Origin of the sequence: Pseudahrensia aquimaris, from assembly GCF_042676045.1 — a bacterium.
Lineage (GTDB): Bacteria > Pseudomonadota > Alphaproteobacteria > Rhizobiales > Rhizobiaceae > Pseudahrensia > Pseudahrensia aquimaris.
The window spans coordinates 90,089-111,056 of record NZ_JBHTJV010000013.1; the positions used below are offsets into that span (position 1 = coordinate 90,089).

Sequence of the window (20,968 nt, forward strand, 5' to 3'; positions counted from 1 at the left end):
GTCAGATTGGCTGAAGGCATTTCCTTTTTCGATGCCCCAGCGCCAATAACTCTGGGCGAATTGGCACCCTTAATCGGTTGCACGTTGGCAAGCGATGATATTTCCGGTGTTTCCGTCCTCTCTGTCGCGCCGATCGAAGCTGCTGCGGCTGGTGCGCTCACATTTTTGAGCAATGCTAAATACATCGCGTCGCTGAATGATACCGGTGCCAGCGCTGTCATATGCAGCGCGTCTCACGCCGAACGCGTATCCGCTACAGTAAGCGTACTGATATCCGATGATCCTTATCGGTCCTTCGCACGTGCTGTGGGTTTGATGTTCCCGTCGGGAATGCGGCCGCAACCGTTTTCGACAAAGGCGGGTGTTTCCCCTCAAGCGCATGTAGACCCTACTGCGGAGATTGAAGATGGTGCCATAATCGAGGCTGGCGCAGTTATTGGAGCCAAGGCTCGCATTGGTGCAGGAAGCCTCATTGGACCAACAGCGATTGTCGGTCCAAACGTTCATATTGGCCGCAATTCCTCAATCTGTGGTGGCGTTAGCGTGGTTCATTCCATCATCGGAGACCGTGTAATCGTTCATAACGGGGCACGCCTTGGTTGCGATGGATTTGGCTTCTCTATGGGGGCAGGCGGTCACTTGAAGATTCCCCAGATTGGCCGGGTCGTCGTTCAAGATGATGTGGAAATCGGTGCCAACACAACCATCGATCGGGGTGCAAACCGGGATACGATCATAGGCGAAGGCACGAAAATCGACAATCAGGTGATGATTGGCCACAACGTGCAAATCGGTAGGCATTGTGTCATCGTAGCGCAAAGCGGGATTGCTGGCAGTGCTGAGTTGGGTGACTACGTGGTTTTGGGCGGAAAATGCGCTGTGAACGGTCATGTGAAGATCGGATCAGGTGCTCAGATTGCAGGGCTTTCTGGCGTGTCGGAAAATGTAGCGCCCGGTATGCAGCTTGGCGGAGTTCCTGCTCGACCGATTAAAATTTGGATGCGGGAAATCGCCAGGCTTAAGCGCGAAGCGCGGGCCGCAGAAGGCGACAGGAAAAGCAAAGAGGGCAACCGGGATGAGTGAGCTCAAGGCAATTGAAATCAGGCGTTTGATGGAGCTTTTGCCCCATCGCTATCCTTTCCTCCTGGTTGATAAAATCATTGATATCAATGAAGATATCAGCGCAACCGGCATTAAGAATGTCACGATGAATGAACCGCATTTTACAGGTCATTTTCCCGGCAATCCGATTATGCCCGGCGTATTGATCGTTGAGGGTATGGCCCAAACTGCCGGGGCAATTTGCGCTGAGAAGTATTTCACTGGTGAGGCCAACACCGTTTTTTTTATGACGATTGATAAATGCAAATTTCGCAAGACCGTCGAGCCGGGTGACGTCGTTCATTACAAGATCAACAAACTGAAACAGCGCCGGAACATATTTAAATATGCTTGTGTGGCTGAGGTTGAGGGAGCTGTTGTTGCAGAAGCCGAAATTGGGGCGATGATGCATGGCCCGGGATTTGCAGGCTAAGATGGCGCAAGTACACACATCCTCCGTCATTGAAGACGGTGCTCAATTGGGTAGTGACGTTAAAATCGGTCCTTTCTGCCATGTCGGCCCTGAGGTTGTGCTCGGCGATGGTGTTGAATTGAAGGGCCACGTGTCCGTTCAAGGGCAAACCAAGATTGGTGCCCGCAGCCGCATTTTTCCATTCGCTTCGATTGGCAGTGAGCCTCAGGATCTCAAGTTTGCAGGTGAATCTGTCAGTCTTGAAATCGGTGAAGGCTGCCTCATCCGCGAGCATGTCACAATGAATCCCGGAACGGCGGGTGGTGGACACATCACGCGGGTTGGCAACAATTGCACGTTCCTTGCCAGTTCTCATGTTGCTCACGACTGTATTGTTGGCAACAACGTCATCTTTTCCAACAACGTTATGTTGGCCGGCCACTGCATTGTTGGGGATCACGTGATTTTTGGCGGCGGCTCAGCGGCACATCAGTTCTGTCGGATCGGGCATCATGCCTTCGTTGGCGGATTGTCTGGCATTGAAGGGGACATCATTCCATTCGGTATGGCGATCGGTAATCGGGCAAATCTTGCTGGTTTGAACTTGGTCGGCATGAAGCGTGCCGGCATTGAACGTGCTTCGATCCACGCCGTTCGTGCCATTTATAAGGAATTGTTCTCGTCGCAAGGCGTTGTTCAAGAACGGGCCGAAGCGTTGAAAGCCAAGAATGACGACCCATTGGTGTTGGACATTCTAGAATTTGTGACAGCGTCGGCAGACCGCGCCCTTTGCACACCGGCATAAACCGATGACCACGGCGCCGAGCATCGCCATAATTGCTGGCAACGGTGCGCTGCCGATAGAGGCGGCTTCGACGCTCATCGACAAGGGCTACAAAGTGCTTGTGCTTGGTATTGAGGGCGAGGCGGACGCCGAATTGGACAAGTTCGATACGGTGCGTTTGCGTTGGGGGCAGGTGGGGCAGCTGTTTGCAACGATTGAGCAACGCGGGATAAACACCGTCCTGTTGGCTGGTGGTATTGCAAGAAAGCCTGATTTGAAATCCATCGGGCGACCTGATTGGGCCACGATCAGGCGGCTTCCAGACATTTTAGCTTCTGCGTTGGTCGGCGATAATTCCGCGCTATCCAATGTTGTTAGCCTGTTGGAAAAACGAGGCCTAACCGTAGTTGGTTTCCGCGAGGTTTTGCCAGAGTTCCTCGCGCAGCTTGGTGATAATTCTGCGGCAAGGCCGAGAAACCGGGACATTGCGAGTTTGAAACATGCGGCAGACGTTGCGCACAGTTTGGGGCCCTTCGATATTGGTCAAAGTGTAGTTGCTGTCGGTGAGCGGGTGGTGGCGATTGAGGGGGCGGAAGGAACTGACGCTATGTTGGAGCGCGTCGCGCATTTGCGCACTATTGGCCGTTTGCCCAAGGCTGGCGGCGTGTTGGTGAAGTGCTTCAAGCCGGGTCAGGAAGCACGGGTTGATTTGCCGACAATCGGACCGACGACGATTGTGAACGTACATGCTGCAGGGCTGGACGGCATCGGCATAGATGCTGGGTATTCTCTCATCGTGGAACGTGAACGCACTTTGAAACGCGCACGCGATCTTGGTGTTTTCGTCTATGGCCTGGACGGAGTGGTTCCGTGAGCGGCAAGCAGCTAAAAGTGTATTTTGTCTTGGGTGAAGAGTCTGGTGACGCTCTAGCCGCCGATTTGCTGATCGGCTTGCGCAATGAGGCTGAAAACCGTGGCATTGAGGTGCAAGCATCCGGTCTGGCGGGGCCGAAGCTTTCGGCGCTTGGTGTAACAAGCCTTTTTGATATTTCAGATATTGCGGTGATGGGAATTTCGGCGGTGCTTGCTCGCCTACCCAGCATCATCAATCGTATCCATCGCACCGTCGATGATGCTGTGACTGCTAGACCCGATGTCATTGTGCTGGTCGATAGTCCCGATTTCACCCATGCGGTTGGCAAACGTGTGCGGGCGAAAATGCCGGATGTTCCGATTATCAAATATGTTTGCCCAAGCGTCTGGGCTTGGCGGCCTGGTCGAGCGCTTAAGATGGCTGCATTTATAGATCATGTTCTGACGATTTTGCCCTTCGAGCCAAGCGTGCTGCACGAGCTTGGAGGGCCGGAGGCGACCTATGTTGGTCACCCTTTGGCCTCCAATATCGCAGCACGGTCCAATGAGCTTCCTAAAGGTTCTAATACGCCTGCAACCCTGTTGGTGTTGCCTGGATCGCGCGGCAGCGAAGTGAAGCGGATGTTGCCCGTATTTGGACAGACACTCGATTTACTGGCCAAGCGGGGCATTGAATTTAACGCAGTTCTGCCCGCCGTGCCGCACCTTCGCGATCAAATACGCGACGGGATTGCCGATTGGACGGTTCAGCCACAGATCGTGGACAGCGCGGACAATTCCGAAACCTTTCAAACCGCCCATGCCGCGCTTGCCGCATCTGGCACGGTGCTGCTGCAATTGGCGCTCAACAGGGTGCCGATGATCTCGTGCTACAAGCTCGACCCTTTAGCGACCCGTCTGCTTTATTTGGTCAAAGCATGGTCTGCGGCGCTACCGAACCTTATCGCCGGATGGCCCTTGGTGAGCGAATATTACAACGGCTATGTGAACGCAGAAAAACTGTCGCGTGAGTTGGAGCGGCTGCTCACTGATACGCCGGAGCGGGCTGCGCAACTGGCGGGTTTTGATGTCGTTGCGGAGAAGCTGGAAACGGATACTCCCACCGCGCAAGCCGCGGCGAAAGCTATTTTTTCTGTGATAGAAACGAAAAACCCCGGTCTGCTGACCGGGGTTTGATCGTTGAGTTCGTTTGGGATTGAAGCAATCTAGCGCTTGTCCATCGGCTTGTAATCCCGATGCGTCTGGCCGAGATAAAGCTGTCTTGGGCGACCAATTTTTTGTTTTGGATCCTCGATCATCTCTTTCCATTGAGCAATCCAGCCGACTGTACGAGCGAGAGCGAACAGCACGGTGAACATTTCCGGCGGGAAGCCGAGAGCCTTCAGCGTAATGCCAGAATAGAAGTCGATGTTCGGGTAGAGACCGCGCTCCTTGAAATACTCGTCCTCAAGAGCGATTTTTTCCAGTTCCATTGCCACATCCAAAACCGGATCATCCGTGATACCCAGTTCGGCCAAAACTTCGTGCGTGGTCTTCTGCATGATCTTGGCGCGCGGATCGTAGTTTTTGTAAACGCGGTGGCCAAAGCCCATGAGGCGGAAGGGGTCTTCCTTGTCTTTTGCGCGTGCGATGAATTCGGGGATCCGGTCAGGCGTGCCGATCTGCGTGAGCATATTCAGCGCGGCTTCGTTCGCGCCGCCGTGAGCAGGGCCCCAGAGGCAGGCAATACCAGCGGCAACACATGCGAAGGGGTTGGCGCCGGACGAACCGGCCAGACGCACAGTCGATGTCGAGGCATTCTGCTCGTGGTCTGCGTGCAGGGTGAAGATGCGGTCCATCGCACGGGCAAGAACCGGGTTCACTTCGTATTCTTCCGTTGGTACGGCAAAGCACATGTTGAGAAAGTTTGCTGCGTAGTCGAGATCGTTGCGCGGATACACGAAGGGCTGACCAACCGTGTATTTATAAGCCATTGCTGCGATTGTTGGCATCTTGGCGATCATGCGCATGGAGGCGATCATGCGTTGGTTGGGGTCAGTGATGTCGGTAGAATCGTGATAAAAAGCCGACAATGCGCCGACGACGCCGACCATAACCGCCATTGGATGCGCGTCGCGGCGGAAGCCGGTAAACAGCTTCGCCATCTGATCGTGCAGCATGGTGTGATAGGTTACGTCGCGGTCAAATTTCGCTTTTTGCTCTGCTGTCGGCAATTCGCCATACAGCAGCAGATAGCAAGTTTCCAGAAAGTCGCCTTTTTCGGCGAGTTGGTCGATAGGATAGCCGCGATGCAAAAGCACGCCGGCATCGCCATCGATATACGTGATCGCGCTTTCACAAGCGGCGGTTGAAGTGAAGCCTGGATCGTAGGTGAAGCGGTCGCTGTGTTTGTACAGCGCACCGATATCAATCACGTCCGGTCCGACAGAGGCTTTGTGAATGGGCAAGTCGTAGGTTTCGCTGCCGATTGTGAGTGTTGCCTTGTCGTCTGCCATGTGTGGCTCCCTTTTCGTTGGTGCTTTCGGGCAACTCGGAGCTGTTAGGCTCAGACTTGCCGAACGCGCGTTTTCCAACGGAAATTAGACAGGCTTAAATCAATTTGCCTGTGCTTGCAGATGCCAGTCGCCCCGCATCGCCCACCCGTTGAAATGGCGCAAAATAACGTGAGTGTGTGTTAGTCGATTTGCCGTTGTGCCACAAGCTAGCGAGCGTTTCTTGCTCGCTGTTCCGGCTGGGCAATTGGTCTAATGGGCGCAAGCGGTATCAGACAGCTTGATCGTGGATACGGGCCAACGCTTCTTCTTTGCCCAAAACCCAAACAACATCGAAAATGCCGGGCGATGTTGTGCGTCCTGTCATCGCGGCACGAAGCGGTTGGGCAACCTTGCCCAGCTTCAGCTCTTTGGCATCGGTGAAAGCGCGAACGGTCTGTTCGATTTCCTCCAGCGACCAAAGCGGAATTTCGTCGAGTTTCTGTGCTAATTCTGCCAGTACGGTCCGTCCTGCGCCATCGTCGGCGTCGAGAATGGCTTTTGCTTTGTCTTCCATGGGAAGAGGACGGGCGTCGAACAGGAAGCGTGCGCCGTCGAACAGTTCCAGCAGCGTTTTGGCGCGTTCCTTCAGGCCGGGCATAGCGTCAACCAATTGTCGTTCTATCGTCTCGTTCCAGCGTTCTTGAAACCAAGCGCCGTTCTCCATCTCAACGAGCAGATCTTTCATGCGCGAGACGAGATAAGCGTTATCTGCTGCGCGTATGTAATGGCCGTTCATATTTTCGAGTTTCGCAAAATCGAACCGGGATGGACTTTTTCCCATGCCTGAGAGGCCAAACACGGCGTTGAGTTCTTCGGTGTTGAAATATTCTTCATCGCCGTGCGCCCAACCCAAGCGCAGCAAATAGTTGCGCAACGCTTCCGGCAGATAGCCCATTGCGCGATATGCTTCTGCACCAAGTGCACCGTGGCGCTTGGATAGTTTTGCGCCGTCTGCGCCATGGATGAGCGGAATATGAGCCATTTTCGGCACTGGCCAGCCCAGCGCTTCGTAGATGATCTTCTGCCGTGCGGCGTTTGTCAGGTGATCGTCGCCCCGAATAATGTCGGTGATGCCCATGTCGTGATCGTCCACCACAACGGCCAGCATGTAGGTTGGCGTGCCGTCGGAACGCAGTAGAACAAGGTCATCGAGGTCTTTGTTGGGAAAACGAACCTCGCCCTGAATGGCATCGTGGATTACTGTCTCGCCTTCTTGCGGAGATTTTATGCGGATGACGGGGGCGATGCCCTCCGGTGCTTCCGACGCATCACGGTCACGCCATCGCCCATCGTAGCGCGGCGGGCGCTTCTCAGCGCGGGCCTTTTCACGCATCTCTTCCAGCTCTTCCTGAGAAGCGTAGCAGCGATAGGCGTGGCCTGTTTCCAACAGTTGCTCAACTGCCTCACGGTGACGTTCAACGCGAGAGGCTTGTGACACCGGGTCGCATTCCCATTCGATACCAAGCCAGGTGAGGCCGTCGATTATGGCATCGACCGCTTCTTGCGTGCTGCGTTCGCGGTCGGTGTCTTCAATGCGCAACAGCATTTTACCACCATTGGCGCGGGCATAGAGCCAGTTAAACAATGCTGTGCGTGCGCCGCCGATATGCAGAAAGCCGGTTGGCGAAGGGGCAAAGCGGGTGACGACGAGATCAGACATATCAATTTTCCTTGGCCGCTTTTGGGCCACGCCCGAAAGGCAGCGGGGCATTGGTGAATGAGAACAAAAGGAGACGTTGCCCCTCTAGCACAGTGTTGCAATCATGCAAGGTGCGCTTTGGCTTTTGCTGGCCGTCGGCGCGCAGGTTTGTGGTGTTGTATCAGAGTGGTTTTGCGTGTCGGAGCGGCGGTCAAATAGACAAGAAGAGTGGCTGCCGGTAACCGAGGCTGTGGACCTCTACGCCGATCCTTCGGTTAGCTTCGATGTGCACGAGCCTGGGGAGGATGCGCTGCTGCCAACGGCTCTGTGGAGCGATGCGAGCCCCGCGCTTCCCGAGCAGTTTCATCTACCTGCCGCAGCGCCGCAAAGGCTGAAATTGCGGCTTGCGCAGGTTACGCGAACTGTTTTGGACGATCTGAGCAATGCTTTGACGCGAGAGCAGGCGGCCGGTGTGTTCTTTTTGTGGTCGCCAGTGTTTTTCGCGATCGGCTGTATCACATATTTCAACGTTCCCCGCGAACCGCTGGCATTTGCCTTTCCGGTTTTGGCTCTGATCTGCGCGTTTTCCACGTATACACTGCGTGGCGGCCCGGCTTTGCACAGCCGGGGACGCAGCTTGTTGCGTGGTGGGGCATTGGCGCTGTGCATATTTGCGCTCGGTGCGAGTGCGGCGCATTGGCGCACGGCGAGCCTGAACACAACCATGCTTTCGCGTGCATATGTGATTGACCTGAAGGGGACGGTGGAGCGTGTCGAGCGGCGCAGCGACGGACGTGTGCGCTATACCGTCTTGCCAGATGCTTCGGCAGGAGGGCGCGGCGCTCTGCCGGAAAACTTCAACGCGCTCGTTCGTGTTACCGCACGCAAGGGAGGGCCAAATATAGCGACTGGTGAACGCATTGCGGGCAAAGCACGGCTGGCGCCGCCATCCGGGCCTTCTTATCCGGGCGGTTATTCGTTTGCGTTTCAATCCTGGTTTGACGGCATTGGAGCCTCTGGCTTTTTCTTGGGCAAGCCTCAGCGATTGGGAAGCGCTGAAGATGGCGGCTGGCCGAGCGTCAACGGGGTGCGCGAGTCGATTGTCAGCGTTATTCGCACAGCGCTTCCTGGGCAAAGCGGTGCCTTGGCTTCCGCTCTCATTGTGGGCGACAGGAGCGGCATAGACGAGGAAACGGCGGAGGCATTGCGGTTATCGGGATTGGCCCACATTCTCGCAATTTCCGGTCTACACATGGCGCTTTTATCAGCAACTGTAATCGCGCTCATGCGGGTTGGGTTTGCCTGCGCGCCCTCGGTTGCGCTGACGCGACCTGTGAAAAAGTGGGCGGCTGCGACAGCGTTGCTCGCAGCGACGATCTATCTCGTTCTGTCGGGTGGTAGCGTTGCAACCCAAAGAGCTTGGATCATGGTGGCAATCATGTTGGTGGCGGTGATGTTGGACCAGCGTGCGCTCACGATGCGTAATGTGGCGATTGCCGCTTTGATCGTTTTGCTGATAACGCCGGAAGCCGTCTTGATGCCCGGGTTTCAGATGTCTTTTGCAGCGGTTGCCGCCTTGGTGGCGAGTTATGAGGTGCTAACCAAACGCACCCGCGAGAAACGCAAAGCATCGCAATGGCAGCGACATTCAGTATTGCGCCGGTTTATCGTGCGCGATGTTGGCGGACTGGCGATGACGAGCTTGGTCGCGGGGCTCGCTACCGGGTTGTTTGCTGCCTATCATTTCCACAGGGTTGCAGCGCTTGGTTTGATCGCCAATCTGGCAGCGATGCCGTTGGTTTCAGTGATTGTGATGCCGCTGGCTTTGATATCTGTTTTGGCGATGCCATTCGGGCTCGAATCTTACCCGCTTTGGGTGATGGCTATGGGGGTGGAAGGGGTTGTGGGTGTCGCAAAATGGGTTGCGGAGCACGGCCCGAGCGGAGCTACTGGACGTTTGACGGTATCCACTTTGATTTTCGCAACACTAGGGTTGTTGGTGTTGTGCTTGTTAAAGACACGCCTGCGTCTGATCGGCGTCGGATTCTTCATTCTGGCTGGGCTTATGGCGGGGAAAAGCGCTCGGCCTGACGTTTTAATTTTGGAGAATGGCCGGCAGGTAGCGGTGTTTGGCAGCCAAGGGAACATGGCACTGTTGCGTCCAAGGGCGGAGAAGTTTTCAGTCGGAATCTGGCAACGTGCCTATCCGTTTTCTGGGGGCAACGAGGTTGCAGAGCGTTTTGCCTGTGATCTGGGCGGGTGTTCATTCGAGACGCAGGGGCTCGTGATTGCCCACATTTCAGCACGTCACGGATTGGGCGATGATTGTCATATGGCGGATATTTTGATCGTGCCGTTTGCTGCCGATGGATTGTGTTCTGATATGGCTGAAATTGAGCGCCCCTTGATCATCGACCAAAAAAACCTGCGTCGACATGGTGCTCATGCTCTGCACATCGGTGGTTCTGCAAATTCAGCATCAAAAGGTTCGACGCGAGCTATAAAATTGCGCGTCGAAAAATCTTTCAGCGCCGCGCCGCGACTTTGGACGCGGCACCGCTTTGCTGTGGATTAAGCGCAGACGTTATCAGTGATAGCGCCTGATCAGTCCGACGAGTTTGCCTTGAACATTCACCCGATTGGCATCGAGCAGCCGCGTTTCATAGGCGGGGTTGGCTGCGACCAGAGCAATTTGCCCATTCTCTCTTCGGAATGTTTTCAACGTTGCTTCTTCGTCATCAACAAGAGCGACGACGATATCACCGGGTTCGGCCGAGTTGGCATGGCGGATGACGACCGTGTCGCCATCAAAAATACCGGCTTCGATCATCGAGTCTCCGTTCACTTCCAAAGCGTAGTGTTCGCCCATGCCGAGCATGTCGGGGGACACTGCTATATCGTGGGTATGCTCCTGGATTGCCGAGATCGGCGTGCCGGCAGCAATGCGGCCCATGACAGGAACCGTGCTCGATTCAGAAACCGACGCCGCAGCTTTGCTTAAGCCGCCTTCGATAACGCTTGGCATAAATGATTTAGCCTTTTCGGCATCAGCGGAAACAGGTGCAAAACCTTCCGGCATCTTCAAAACTTCCAAGGCGCGCGCGCGGTTTGCAAGGCGCCGGATAAACCCGCGTTCTTCCAGAGCGGTAATCAGGCGGTGGATGCCGGATTTGGATTTCAATTCCAGCGCATCCTTCATCTCGTCAAAAGACGGGGGAACACCGTCTTCCTGGAGACGGTTGTGGATGAACATCAACAATTCGTGCTGTTTGCGCGTAAGCATGGTGTGGGCCTTTCGTGCTGGCCGTCTGCGCGGACATCAGCTGAACTGACATGCGCGATTCAGAAAATACAAAGCGTGAACATCGTTACATGTTCTTTCTTCGTTCTGCAACCCTGTTTGCAAAGACTGATCTAAAGAGGGACCACATGGCATGTTGCGCCACGCTTCAGAGCGGGTGCGTTGGCAGGCCGAATGAGCAGGCAATTTGATTGGTGGTAGAGCCGGATTATCGACGAGTCCTGGCTAGCAGCCGGTGTTACCCACCAATCGCCGTCCATTAATTCGTATGTCGCCCGGGCATACTCCTCGCGCTCATTGTTCTGTGGCAGATCCACAGCCAAGCGTGCGGTTTGGTGATGCGTTTGTGCGGGCAGCCCGAGCATGGATTTTATCAGCGGGGCGAGGAAAATGGTGGTGCAAACGAGCGATGATACGGGGTTGCCGGGCAGCCCGAGATAGCGCTGTCCTGAGGGCGCGGTTCCGAAAGTTACAGGCTTGCCGGGGCGCATGGCGAGCTTCCAGAAATCCAGCGTGACACCGCGTGTTTCCAGCGCATCCTGCACCAGATCGTGATCGCCCACGGACGCGCCGCCAAGTGTAACCACTATGTCTGCGCCTTGTGCTGCTTTGAATTTTTCCTCCAGCGATTTCATCGTGTCGGATGCGATACCCAGATCGAGAACCTTGCCACCGGCTTTCTCCACCAAAGCGGCCACACCAAACGTGTTGGACGCGATAATCTGCCCCGGCTCCAGCTTCGATCCTGGCACGCGCAATTCGTCACCCGTGGCGATGATTGCTACCAGCGGCCTGCGGCGCACGGGCAGGGCCGGGTGGTTCATGGCTGCGGCGAGGGAAAGGCTGCCGGCGTCGAGAATTTCACCCGCTGACAGCAATTCATCACCTTCGGCGAAATCCAGTGCAGCTGGCCGGACATACCGGCCTCTTTCTTCAGCTTGCAATGCGGTGACGGAGTCGCCGGTTGTCTGCGCGTTTTCTTGGATCAGTATCGTATCTGCGCCCTCTGGCACGGGCGCGCCTGTGAAAATGCGCACGCATTCGTTCGTGCTGATGGAGCCGTGGAAGGGGTGGCCAGCCGCGCTTTCGCCAACCAATGTGAGGTTTGCAGGCGCAGAGGCAATATCATCCGCCCGAACCGCATAGCCATCCATTGCAGAGGCAGGAAAGGGCGGTTGTGTGCGCAGCGCGCTTATATTTTGTGCCAACACGCGGCCAGCAGCCTGACGCAGCGCTACATCTTCAGATGCCAAAACTTCACTGGTTTTAAGAATGGCCGCCAAGGCATCGGCAACCGGCATCAAAGCGCTCACGACGCGCTCCACTCGCCCGATTTGCCGCCGCTCTTTTTGAGCAAGCGGGTGGGGCCAATTTCCATAGCGCGGTCAACGGCTTTCGCCATGTCGTAAATCGTGAGTGCCGCAACGGATGCAGCGGTGAGCGCTTCCATTTCTACGCCCGTTTGACCATTGACCTTCGCCAGAGCCTGTATGCGAATGCCCGGCAAAGCTGCGTCCGCTTCCAGCCTGATTTCAACCTTGGTCAGAGCCAGCGGGTGGCACAGGGGAATGAGGTCAGACGTTTTCTTTGCCGCCATTATTCCGGCCAACCTTGCGGTGCCGATCACGTCGCCCTTTTTGGCGTCGCCAGAGAGGATCATTTCAAGCGTCGCGGGCAGCATTTTGATGCAGCTTTCTGCAATCGCGGTGCGGCTGCTATGGGCTTTGTCGCCCACATCAACCATATGAGCTTCCCCTTCCTGATTGAGGTGGGTGAGGTCGGTCATCGGGTCAGGCCGCGTCCGTGCGACTGGCTTTACGATCAAGCAGGGCCTTTGTGGCTGCGGCTACGTCGTTTTGGCGCATCAGGCTTTCCCCGATGAGGAACGTTTCCACGCCGCATGCAGCCATTCGGGTGAGATCGACGGGCGTAAACAGGCCGCTTTCGCCAACAATTATGCGGTCTTCCGGCACCAGCGGGGCCAGCGTTTCGGTCGTTGTCAGGCTTACATCAAAGGTCTTGAGGTTGCGGTTGTTTATGCCGAGCAGGGGGGATGTGAGATTCAGCGCCCGGTCCAATTCCTCGCGGTTGTGCACTTCCAGCAGCACATCCATGCCAAGCTCGAATGCCGTCTCTTCAATCGCCTTGGCTTCGTCGTCGGCTAGTGCGGCCATGATGATGAGAATGCAATCAGCGTTCCACGCGCGGGCTTCATAGACTTGGTATGGCTCGTAGAGGAAATCTTTGCGCAGACAGGGCAGGGACGTCGTCTTTCGGGCTTGCATCAGGTATTCCGGCGCACCTTGGAAAGAAGGCGTGTCGGTAAGCACTGACAAACAGGCTGCACCGCCTTGCTCGTAGGCTTTGGCGAGGCTTGGCGGGTCGAAGTCTTCCCGGATCATACCTTTGGACGGGCTGGCTTTTTTGATTTCTGCAATGAGCGCGTAATCGCCTGCCGACAATTTGGCCCGCAACGCTGTTTCAAAGCCGCGTGGGGTGTCTGCATCTGCCGCTTTTGCCTTAAGTTCAACCAGCGGGATAGCAGCTTTTGCGGCTGCGATTTCTTCGCGCTTATAGGCTTCGATTTTCGCCAGAATATCGCTCATGCCTTGGCAACCTTCGCACTGGAATTGGAGACTTCAACGAGGTGGGCGAGGGTTTGCTTGGCTTTGCCGCTGTCGATGGCCCCTGCTGCCATTTCAGAAGCCCGAAGCAGGGTGTCCGCCAATCCGGCTACCAGCAGGCCAGCGCCTGCATTGAGGCGAACCATATCGCGGTATCCGCCTTCTTCGCCGTCAAGCAGACGGGTGAGAGCGGCTGCGTTGTAGTGTGAATCGCCGCCCAGAATGGCTTCCATCTTGTGTTCGGAGACACCGCCGTCAGAGGGCGAGATTTCGAATGTGGTCACTTGGCCGTCTTTCAACTCCGCGACGGTCGTTGGGCCCGTTACAGTGATTTCATCCATACCATCGCCGTGTAAAATCCATACGTGATCAGAGCCCAAGTCCTTCAGCGCGTGGGCCAGCGGTTCCACCCACTGTTGCGCAAATACGCCGGTGGTCTGGCGCTTGACGCCTGCCGGGTTGGAAAGGGGGCCAAGCAGGTTATAAATCGTGCGTGTGCCGAGTTCAGAGCGTGTTGGGCCGACATGGCGCATGGCGGAATGGTGGGCAGGGGCGAACATGAAGCCCAGCCCGACTTCTTCGATACAGCGCTCAATGGTGGCGACGTCTGCGCCCAGATTGACGCCTAAGACTTCCAGCGTGTCGGCTGTGCCGCTTTTCGACGACAGCCCGCGGTTGCCGTGTTTGGCGATTGTTGCGCCAGCGGCGGCAGCTACGATGGCAGAGGCGGTCGAGATGTTATAGGAGCCGGATTGGTCGCCGCCCGTGCCCACGATATCGATGGCGTCGGCTGGCGCTTTGGCGGGCGTCATCTTGTTGCGCATTGTGGTGACAGCGCCGGTGATTTCATCAATCGTCTCGCCGCGGGTGCGCAGGGCCATCAGAAAGCCGCCGATCTGGCTCGGCGTTGCTTCGCCGGACATCATGATGTCGAATGCAGCTGTCGCTTCTTCGCGGGTGAGCGGCGTGCCAGAGGCTGCGAGCGCAATATAGTGTTTGAAAGCGTTCATCGACCCGTAGCGTCCCCTTGCTCGGCTTTTGTCCCTAATGATCAGCGCTGAGTTAGTGCACGCTGCATCAGTTCGGGGTTGAAGGTGACGGTGTAACTGGTTTGAAGGTTGGCGATCAACTGCTCCAACAGATCGTTTGCAGCGCCCAAATTGGCTTGTTCGACTTCGTTTTGGATCGGCTGGCTGATCTGCGCTTCAGGACGTTTTACACTTGCTACCTGCAACAGGATTTTTGATCCTTCGGCAACGCCATCAGCTATGGCGATGGTTTTATCGTCGCCGCTAAATCCAGCGATTGTTGCGGCTTCGGGAAAACTGGGTTCTTTGCCCAAGCGCTTCAGGAAAGCGGTCGTTTTGGCTTCCGTGCCAAGCTCTGCTGCCAAGTCCGCCATTGTAGCGCCGCCTTCCAGGCGTGCTTTCAGGCTATCAGCCTTGGTTTGGGCTTGTTTCGAGCGCTCCACAGCAAGCCAGTCGTTGCGTACCCGATCCTTCACTTCATCCAGCGTGCGGTCGCGGGCGGGGGTGATTTCCAGAACGTCATACCAAACCGAACCGATGTCCTTGTATTCCAGAGGGCTTGTTTGTTCGCCGACTTCCGTGCTGAACGAACGGCGCAGCAACTGGCTTGAGATTGGCAAATCGCTGATGAGGTTGCCGTCGCCATCGCGTCCGCGAGCGTCAACGGTTTCAACAACGCGGAAGGTCAATTGCAGTTGGTTTGCTGCCTCTTCCAGTGTTGCGCCTCCAGCGCGTATGTCTTCCATTTCCGTCTGGACTTGCACCACGCGGTCCGCAGCCGCACTCAGCGCGAGTTCTTTTCTTATATCTGCGGAGACTTCTTCCAACGGGCGCGTGTTTGCCTTTTGGATTTCTGTTACCCGTAGCAGGCTGGGGCCGAATGGGCCAGCAATTATGTCGCTCACTTCATTTGGCTCCAGCGAAAAGGCGATGTCTTGGAAAGCCTGAGGCAGTGTCGCTTTCTCCACCAAACCCAGATCCGCGTCTTCTGGTTTGACGTTGTTGTCTGCCAATACCGTCTCAAAGGTTGCTCCTTCACCGAGCGACTTCTTGGCTTCCTCGGCTTTCTCTTGGCTCAACACAATTTGCTGAACCCGACGCTTTTCGGGCGTTGAGTAAGCCGCAATACGCGCTTCGTAGTCAGCCTTGATCTGTTCATCGGTAATGGCCGCCTCGTCCGTTATGCTTTGAGGCTCCAGCGGCAAAATCGCGATTTTGCGGTATTCCGGTGCTGCGTAGTTGCTTTTGTTTGCGGTGAAATATTCTTCAATCTGCGCGTCGGTGGGGGCGGCTGGCTCGCCAGCCAGTGCCGATGTGATTTCGATGTAGTTGAACTTTCGCTCTTCCTCCGCATAGGCAGCGAGTGCGTTGGCGAAGACTTTGGGCAACAATTGGCCTTCTGCGATGCCTGCCATAACTTGCGAGCGAATGGCGTTGCCGTTTTGCAGGCGAATATAGTCTGCCTCACGCAATCCAGCTTGGCGCACTGCGTTTTGGAAAGCGAAACGGTCGAAGCGGCCGTCGGCGGACTGGAAGGCTTCGTTTTCCGCCAGCATTTTCGCCAGCATGTCATCGGAAAGCGACATGTTCATCTCGCGGGAAAATTCGTCCAGTGTCGCGGCGGTTATGACGTCGGTTAGTGTACGCTGCTCCACGCCGAACATTCGTGCCTGCTCTTGTGTCAGCGCGCGGCCGATTTGGCGGGACGTCAGGTTCAGGTTGCGGTTATAGGTTGCCACATAGTCGGCCACTGGCACATCGGTATCGCCGACGGATGCCACGGTGTTTGAATTTGCATCGCCCAAGATGGAGCCGGAAATTCCCCAGACGGCGAACGATGCCACCAAAAGAACAAGCAGGATTTTAGCGGTCCAGCCGCCAACAAAATTGCGCAGGGAAGCAAGCACGTGTCACCCATTCATAACATGGTTGTTTGGCCGCAAATCAGGCCGCTGAATGCGCAACATATGGATGCAGACCCTTGGCGGCAAGCGGCTGGTGATCCAATCGCGTTGATTTGTAACACTGCGCACGATAGGCCTGACTGACAGCCGCAAATTGGAGATGCATATGACACCGGATATCAAGCCGCTCGTCGTTGGGAACTGGAAAATGAACGGTGACCGTTCGATGCTGGACCAATTGGCACTAACAGCCCGGGGGTTGGACGACGATCTGTCCGAGCGTGTTGATGTTGCGCTGTGCCCACCGGCGACACTCACTTACGTAACGACCACGTTGGTGGAAGATACCAACTTGCTGGTCGGCGCCCAGAATTGCCATGCGCAAGAGAAGGGCGCTCATACCGGCGATATTTCTGCGGAAATGATTGCGGATTGCGAAGCGGAGTTTTGTATTGTGGGCCATAGCGAACGGCGCACCGAGCATGGAGAAAGCGATGCGACCATCCGCGCCAAGGTGGAAGCGTGCTGGCGGGCAGAGTTGACGGCCATCGTTTGTATCGGTGAAACCGAGACGCAATACGATGCGGGTGAGGCCGAAGCTGTGCTGGGGCGTCAATTGATGGAAAGCGTGCCGGATGGGGCAAACGAAAACACCACAGTGATCGCATACGAACCCGTTTGGGCCATTGGCACGGGTAAGACACCCAGCCCGGACGATGTTGCAAACATCCACGCTTTCTTGCGCGACCGGCTGGTGGAGCGCTTTGGCGGGCCGGGTGAACGTATGGCGATCTTGTATGGCGGCTCCGTCAAGCCTGACAATGCTGCTGAATTGATGTCGGTCGTGAACGTTGATGGTGCACTTGTTGGTGGCGCGAGCTTGAAGGCGCAGGACTTCCTCGCCATATGCGAAGTCTATCGCAGTCTCTAACGCCGCCAGATGGGCGCTGTGGGGGAGACTTTTCATTCGCGAATGCTTCGTTTAGAAGGCCGCTAACTCATATGCGTATCCGCGCAAACCAGCTGGATTGTCACCATGTCGGAAGTTTTCGATACCATTCTCATCGTCGTTCACATCATGCTTGTGCTGACGCTTATTGTCCTCGTTCTTCTTCAGAAATCCGAAGGCGGTGCACTTGGCATCGGCGGCGGTGGAGGCGGCGGCGGTGGTGGCTTTATGTCGGCACGCGGCGCGGCCAATGCTCTGACAAAAACCACCTCGATTGTTGCAGCCGCATTTTTTGCGACATCCATCTTGCTGGGTGTATCAGCCAATCAGGGTGCTGGCACCAACTCAATCATTGATCGTGCCGAGCAAAACCAAAGTACCGGTGTACCAACAGAAGGCGGAGATCAGCCTGCTGGCGGCGGCAACTTGCTGGAAGGCCTGCAGCGCGAAGGCCAGGGCAACGCCCCAAGCACAGGCGTGCCGACCGGCAACTAATCCGGCCAGCAGTGCTTTTGGAGAAGGCGGCTATTTTCAGCCGCCTTTTTTGTTTGAGGTGCTGGTCAGGAACCTTGGATGAGCTTTCTCCCCACAAATGTTCCCGCGCGATGAACTTTTTGTTTTGGGAATCGCAGAATCGGTGTTAGCCGTCTGCTCCCATGGCGCGATATGTTTTTATCACTGGCGGCGTGGTCTCCTCGCTCGGAAAAGGTTTGGCTTCGGCAGCACTCGGTGCGCTGCTGCAGGCGCGTGGCTATAAGGTGCGTCTGCGCAAGCTCGACCCTTATTTGAACGTCGACCCCGGCACGATGTCACCCTATCAGCACGGCGAATGCTTTGTGACTGACGACGGAGCGGAGACTGATCTCGATCTCGGCCATTATGAACGTTTTACTGGGCGACCCGCGAACCAGAGCGATAACATCACAACGGGCCGTATCTATTCCGACATTCTGGCGAAGGAACGCCGTGGTGACTATTTGGGCGCAACGGTTCAGGTCATTCCCCACGTCACCAATGCCATCAAGGAATTCGTTCTGGACGGGAACGATGACTACGACTTCGTGTTGATGGAAATCGGCGGCACGGTGGGCGACATTGAAGGCCTGCCGTTCTTTGAATCCATCCGTCAATTGGGCAACGATTTGCCAAAGGGCGGGGCGATCTACCTACATCTCTCCTACATGCCCTATATTGCCGCTGCTGGAGAGTTGAAGACGAAGCCGACGCAGCATTCGGTGAAAGAGCTGCGCTCTATCGGCATTCAGCCGGATATTTTACTCGTGCGGGCTGATCGCGAAATTCCCTTGGAAGAGCGGCGCAAGCTGGCTCTATTTTGCAATGTGCGCCCGGAGGCTGTCATTCAGGCGCTGGATGCAAAATCGATCTACGACGTTCCTATGGCCTATCACCGTGAAGGACTGGACCAGCAGGTTCTCGATGCGTTTGGCATTGACCCTGCTCCAAAGCCGCAAATGCAGGTTTGGGAAGATATTTCCCGCCGTCTGCACAATCCCGAAGGCGAAGTGTCGGTTGCCATTGTGGGGAAATATACGGTTCTGAAAGACGCTTATAAAAGCCTTATGGAAGCGCTGGTTCATGGCGGTCTGGCCAATGGCGTGCGCGTGAACCTGAAATGGATCGACAGTTCTGATCTGGAAAACGATCAACCGGAAGATCACTTGAGCGATGTGGACGCGATTTTGGTTCCCGGCGGCTTCGGCGAGCGGGGCTCTGAGGGCAAAATCGTGGCGGCAACCTATGCCCGGGAGCACAAAATACCGTATTTCGGCATTTGCTTCGGCATGCAGATGGCCGTGCTGGATGCTGCCCGCAACCTCGCAGGTATAGCTGACGCTACGTCAAGCGAACTCGACGAAAAGAATACGTCGAAAAACCATGTCGTTGGCCTGATGACCGAATGGCTAAAGGGCAATCAGCTTGAAAAGCGCGAGGCGGCTGGCGATTTGGGCGGTACGATGCGGCTGGGTGCCTATCCGCATCCGCTCAAAGAGGGCAGCCACATAGCGGAAATTTACGGTTCGAACGAGGTGAGCGAACGCCATCGTCACCGTTACGAAGTGAACATAGACTACAAGGATCGGCTGGAAGAAGCGGGGCTGGTGTTCTCCGGCATGTCGCCGGACGGTCTGTTGCCTGAGACGGTGGAGTATCCCCGCGATGAGCATCCGTGGTTTATCGGGGTTCAGTATCACCCTGAACTGAAATCGCGCCCGTTTGAACCTCACCCGCTGTTTGCAAGTTTCATCGCAGCCGCAAAAGAGCAGAGCAGGCTGGTCTAGGCGTTCATGCCACGCGGACGCTCTTGGAAACCTTTTCGGCCAAATCCAGTTTCATAATTGATGAGAGTGCAATGCCGATATTGGGGTTTTTGCGCTGTAGTTTTTCGATGTCTTCTTTCGACCACACGATATAGCGGCCGCCAGTTTCCAAAAGTGTCGTTGCTGTCGCTGGAATGTTGAGCAGCATTGAAATTTCGCCAATGAAGCAGCTTTCGTTGATGTCAAAGGTGACATCGCCGCGCTTTGCCCGGCAGGTGCCGGATACGAGAAAATAGAGATAATCTGAGTGCTTGCCCTCAATTGTCATGAGCGTTTCTGCGTTGGCATCCTGTGCTTGGCCAACCTTCATCAGTTTTCTAAACTGACCAGGATTGAGAGATGAGAACTTGCCCAGAATGACCTTTTCCTCATCAGTCATATTGAACGTCGTACGCTCTAGCGACATCACGATAATGCTATAAATGTTCGTGAGGCCGATCATCACGGACCAAAAGATTGCCTCCCAAAGCGGCACGTCTCCGATGGTGAAATAGTAGACGATGTAGAGGCCAGTGCCCGCCAGAATGAACAATCGAAGGATCAACTGCTCCCTTATCAGCATGGCAATGACATACATAATGGCAGCTAGGTGAACGAAAATGGCTGGGCCGGTAAGTGTCTCGAACATTGTATCTTCCTCTCAGCATAATGCCGATAGTTTTGTTTAATGTTTCCAGACGCGCCCATCTGTGGCATTTGGCACATCACGCGAATTTAGCGTTTCAATTCCATGCAGATGCGCCGACTTGCCCCAATTTTGACGTTATCCTAAATCAGTTACGCGGAGCGATCTGTCACGGGTCGCTTTTGTCGTTGGTCTATTGCCAACCAGTTTGTGTATCGAAGGTTGTTTTGCCCTCCCAAGGCGGGGAGTGTGGCTGGCAGCCCCAAAAAGGCTATTTCAAATGAAATCGATTTTCCCAGCGGCTTTGGCCGTTATTGGCGCTTGTGCGCTTTTTACATTTTCCACGATTGATCAAAGCCATGCTGGCGCCGGTGCTGCACGAGCGTTGGAGCGATTGGAAGGTTTGAAAGAAGGTACGCGCCGCGCCAATCGTTTGATGGGCGTCAACACGCGGCGGGTGCCGTGGTGCGGCCATGCTGTGAAATATGCAGTTCAAAAGGCTGGCAAAAAGCCAGCCAAGCATTACGCAGCCGCTCGTTCTTGGGAAAGCTGGGGCCGCCGCGTCTCCAAAAGCTCCATCCGCCGCGGCGATGTCATTGTTTTTCGCAGCGGTTATTCACGTTCGGGCCGTCATGTTGCAGTGGCTACGGCGGTGAAAGGCAACAAAGTGAAGGTTTGTGGCGGAAACACCCGTGACCGTGTGCATTGTGGCTGGCGTCCCAAAAGCAGAATCATCACAGTTCGCCGTTAACCGCGAGTGCGCTGGGCTTTAATGCCCGGTAGCTTCGGTGTTGCACTTGGCTTTGAGCGGACCTAAAACGGTTTTGAGTTTGAATGGGCCTGCTTAAAGCCCGA

General features: G+C 55.6%; 19 protein-coding genes. 10 read left to right on the top strand and 9 right to left on the bottom strand.

The window, feature by feature from the left end:
- The first annotated feature begins 6 nt into the window (after positions 1-6).
- From lpxD to ACFQ14_RS13965, 5 genes are read left to right on the top strand one after another with little or no spacing between them, the layout of a single operon-like run.
- On the top strand, positions 7-1,083 hold the full coding sequence (gene lpxD / locus ACFQ14_RS13945; protein ID WP_377213366.1) for a UDP-3-O-(3-hydroxymyristoyl)glucosamine N-acyltransferase: 1,077 nt from the start codon (positions 7-9) through the stop codon (positions 1,081-1,083).
- Positions 1,076-1,534 (top strand): 3-hydroxyacyl-ACP dehydratase FabZ, encoded by a 459-nt coding sequence (gene fabZ / locus ACFQ14_RS13950; protein WP_377213367.1) that lies wholly within the window; start codon positions 1,076-1,078, stop codon positions 1,532-1,534. Before lpxD ends, fabZ begins: the two co-directional genes overlap by 8 nt.
- Before the next feature lies 1 nt (position 1,535).
- The gene (gene lpxA / locus ACFQ14_RS13955) at positions 1,536-2,318 is read left to right on the top strand and encodes an acyl-ACP--UDP-N-acetylglucosamine O-acyltransferase (protein ID WP_377213368.1); all 783 of its coding nucleotides are present in this window, start codon (positions 1,536-1,538) and stop codon (positions 2,316-2,318) included.
- Between the two features lie 4 nt (positions 2,319-2,322).
- On the top strand, positions 2,323-3,171 hold the full coding sequence (locus ACFQ14_RS13960) for an LpxI family protein (RefSeq protein ID WP_377213369.1): 849 nt from the start codon (positions 2,323-2,325) through the stop codon (positions 3,169-3,171).
- On the top strand, positions 3,168-4,346 hold the full coding sequence (locus ACFQ14_RS13965) for a lipid-A-disaccharide synthase (protein WP_377213370.1): 1,179 nt from the start codon (positions 3,168-3,170) through the stop codon (positions 4,344-4,346). Before ACFQ14_RS13960 ends, ACFQ14_RS13965 begins: the two co-directional genes overlap by 4 nt.
- Before the next feature lie 29 nt (positions 4,347-4,375).
- Here the strand turns inward: ACFQ14_RS13965 and gltA are convergent, their stop codons facing one another.
- The gene (gene gltA, locus ACFQ14_RS13970) at positions 4,376-5,665 is read right to left on the bottom strand and encodes a citrate synthase (protein WP_377213371.1); all 1,290 of its coding nucleotides are present in this window, start codon (positions 5,663-5,665) and stop codon (positions 4,376-4,378) included.
- A 268-nt stretch (positions 5,666-5,933) separates the two neighbouring features.
- The gene (gltX, locus tag ACFQ14_RS13975) at positions 5,934-7,364 is read right to left on the bottom strand and encodes a glutamate--tRNA ligase (RefSeq protein ID WP_377213372.1); all 1,431 of its coding nucleotides are present in this window, start codon (positions 7,362-7,364) and stop codon (positions 5,934-5,936) included.
- A 103-nt stretch (positions 7,365-7,467) separates the two neighbouring features.
- On the opposite strand from gltX, the gene ACFQ14_RS13980 reads away from it, so the two are divergent.
- A complete protein-coding gene (locus ACFQ14_RS13980; RefSeq protein ID WP_377213373.1) occupies positions 7,468-9,918 on the top strand; it encodes a ComEC/Rec2 family competence protein in 2,451 nt (816 codons plus the stop codon).
- Between the two features lie 12 nt (positions 9,919-9,930).
- Here ACFQ14_RS13980 and lexA read toward each other — a convergent pair whose 3' ends face one another.
- The 6 genes from lexA to ACFQ14_RS14010 all read right to left on the bottom strand — a co-directional run bounded on the left by lexA (position 9,931) and on the right by ACFQ14_RS14010 (position 16,203).
- A complete protein-coding gene (gene lexA, locus ACFQ14_RS13985; RefSeq protein ID WP_377213374.1) occupies positions 9,931-10,626 on the bottom strand; it encodes a transcriptional repressor LexA in 696 nt (231 codons plus the stop codon).
- Positions 10,627-10,757: 131 nt separating this feature from the next.
- Positions 10,758-11,957 (bottom strand): molybdopterin molybdotransferase MoeA, encoded by a 1,200-nt coding sequence (locus tag ACFQ14_RS13990; protein ID WP_377213375.1) that lies wholly within the window; start codon positions 11,955-11,957, stop codon positions 10,758-10,760.
- Complete coding sequence (gene moaC, locus ACFQ14_RS13995; protein ID WP_377213376.1) at positions 11,954-12,430, bottom strand: cyclic pyranopterin monophosphate synthase MoaC; 477 nt, start codon at positions 12,428-12,430, stop codon at positions 11,954-11,956. Before moaC ends, ACFQ14_RS13990 begins: the two co-directional genes overlap by 4 nt.
- Positions 12,431-12,434: 4 nt before the next feature.
- Complete coding sequence (gene trpC, locus ACFQ14_RS14000; protein WP_377213377.1) at positions 12,435-13,250, bottom strand: indole-3-glycerol phosphate synthase TrpC; 816 nt, start codon at positions 13,248-13,250, stop codon at positions 12,435-12,437.
- Positions 13,247-14,278, bottom strand: coding sequence for an anthranilate phosphoribosyltransferase (gene trpD, locus ACFQ14_RS14005; protein ID WP_377213378.1), 1,032 nt, complete (start codon positions 14,276-14,278; stop codon positions 13,247-13,249). The genes trpC and trpD overlap by 4 nt, the downstream gene beginning before the upstream one ends.
- A gap of 41 nt (positions 14,279-14,319) precedes the next feature.
- Positions 14,320-16,203 carry a SurA N-terminal domain-containing protein gene (locus tag ACFQ14_RS14010; protein WP_377213379.1) on the bottom strand — a complete coding sequence of 628 codons (1,884 nt, stop codon included), beginning with the start codon at positions 16,201-16,203 and terminating at the stop codon, positions 14,320-14,322.
- A 163-nt stretch (positions 16,204-16,366) separates the two neighbouring features.
- Here ACFQ14_RS14010 and tpiA point away from each other — a divergent pair, with 163 nt between their 5' ends.
- From tpiA to ACFQ14_RS14025, 3 genes are all read left to right on the top strand, one after another.
- Positions 16,367-17,131, top strand: coding sequence for a triose-phosphate isomerase (gene tpiA, locus ACFQ14_RS14015; protein WP_377213380.1), 765 nt, complete (start codon positions 16,367-16,369; stop codon positions 17,129-17,131).
- 105 nt (positions 17,132-17,236) lie between these two features.
- Positions 17,237-17,644, top strand: coding sequence for a preprotein translocase subunit SecG (secG, locus tag ACFQ14_RS14020; RefSeq protein WP_377213381.1), 408 nt, complete (start codon positions 17,237-17,239; stop codon positions 17,642-17,644).
- Positions 17,645-17,805: 161 nt separating this feature from the next.
- Positions 17,806-19,449, top strand: coding sequence for a CTP synthase (locus tag ACFQ14_RS14025; protein ID WP_377213382.1), 1,644 nt, complete (start codon positions 17,806-17,808; stop codon positions 19,447-19,449).
- Positions 19,450-19,453: 4 nt separating this feature from the next.
- On the opposite strand, the gene ACFQ14_RS14030 is transcribed toward ACFQ14_RS14025, so the two are convergent.
- A complete protein-coding gene (locus ACFQ14_RS14030; protein ID WP_377213383.1) occupies positions 19,454-20,116 on the bottom strand; it encodes a hypothetical protein in 663 nt (220 codons plus the stop codon).
- A 277-nt stretch (positions 20,117-20,393) separates the two neighbouring features.
- Between ACFQ14_RS14030 and ACFQ14_RS14035 the strand changes: the two genes are divergently transcribed.
- Positions 20,394-20,864 (top strand): CHAP domain-containing protein, encoded by a 471-nt coding sequence (locus tag ACFQ14_RS14035; RefSeq protein WP_377213384.1) that lies wholly within the window; start codon positions 20,394-20,396, stop codon positions 20,862-20,864.
- The last annotated feature ends 104 nt before the right edge of the window (positions 20,865-20,968 follow it).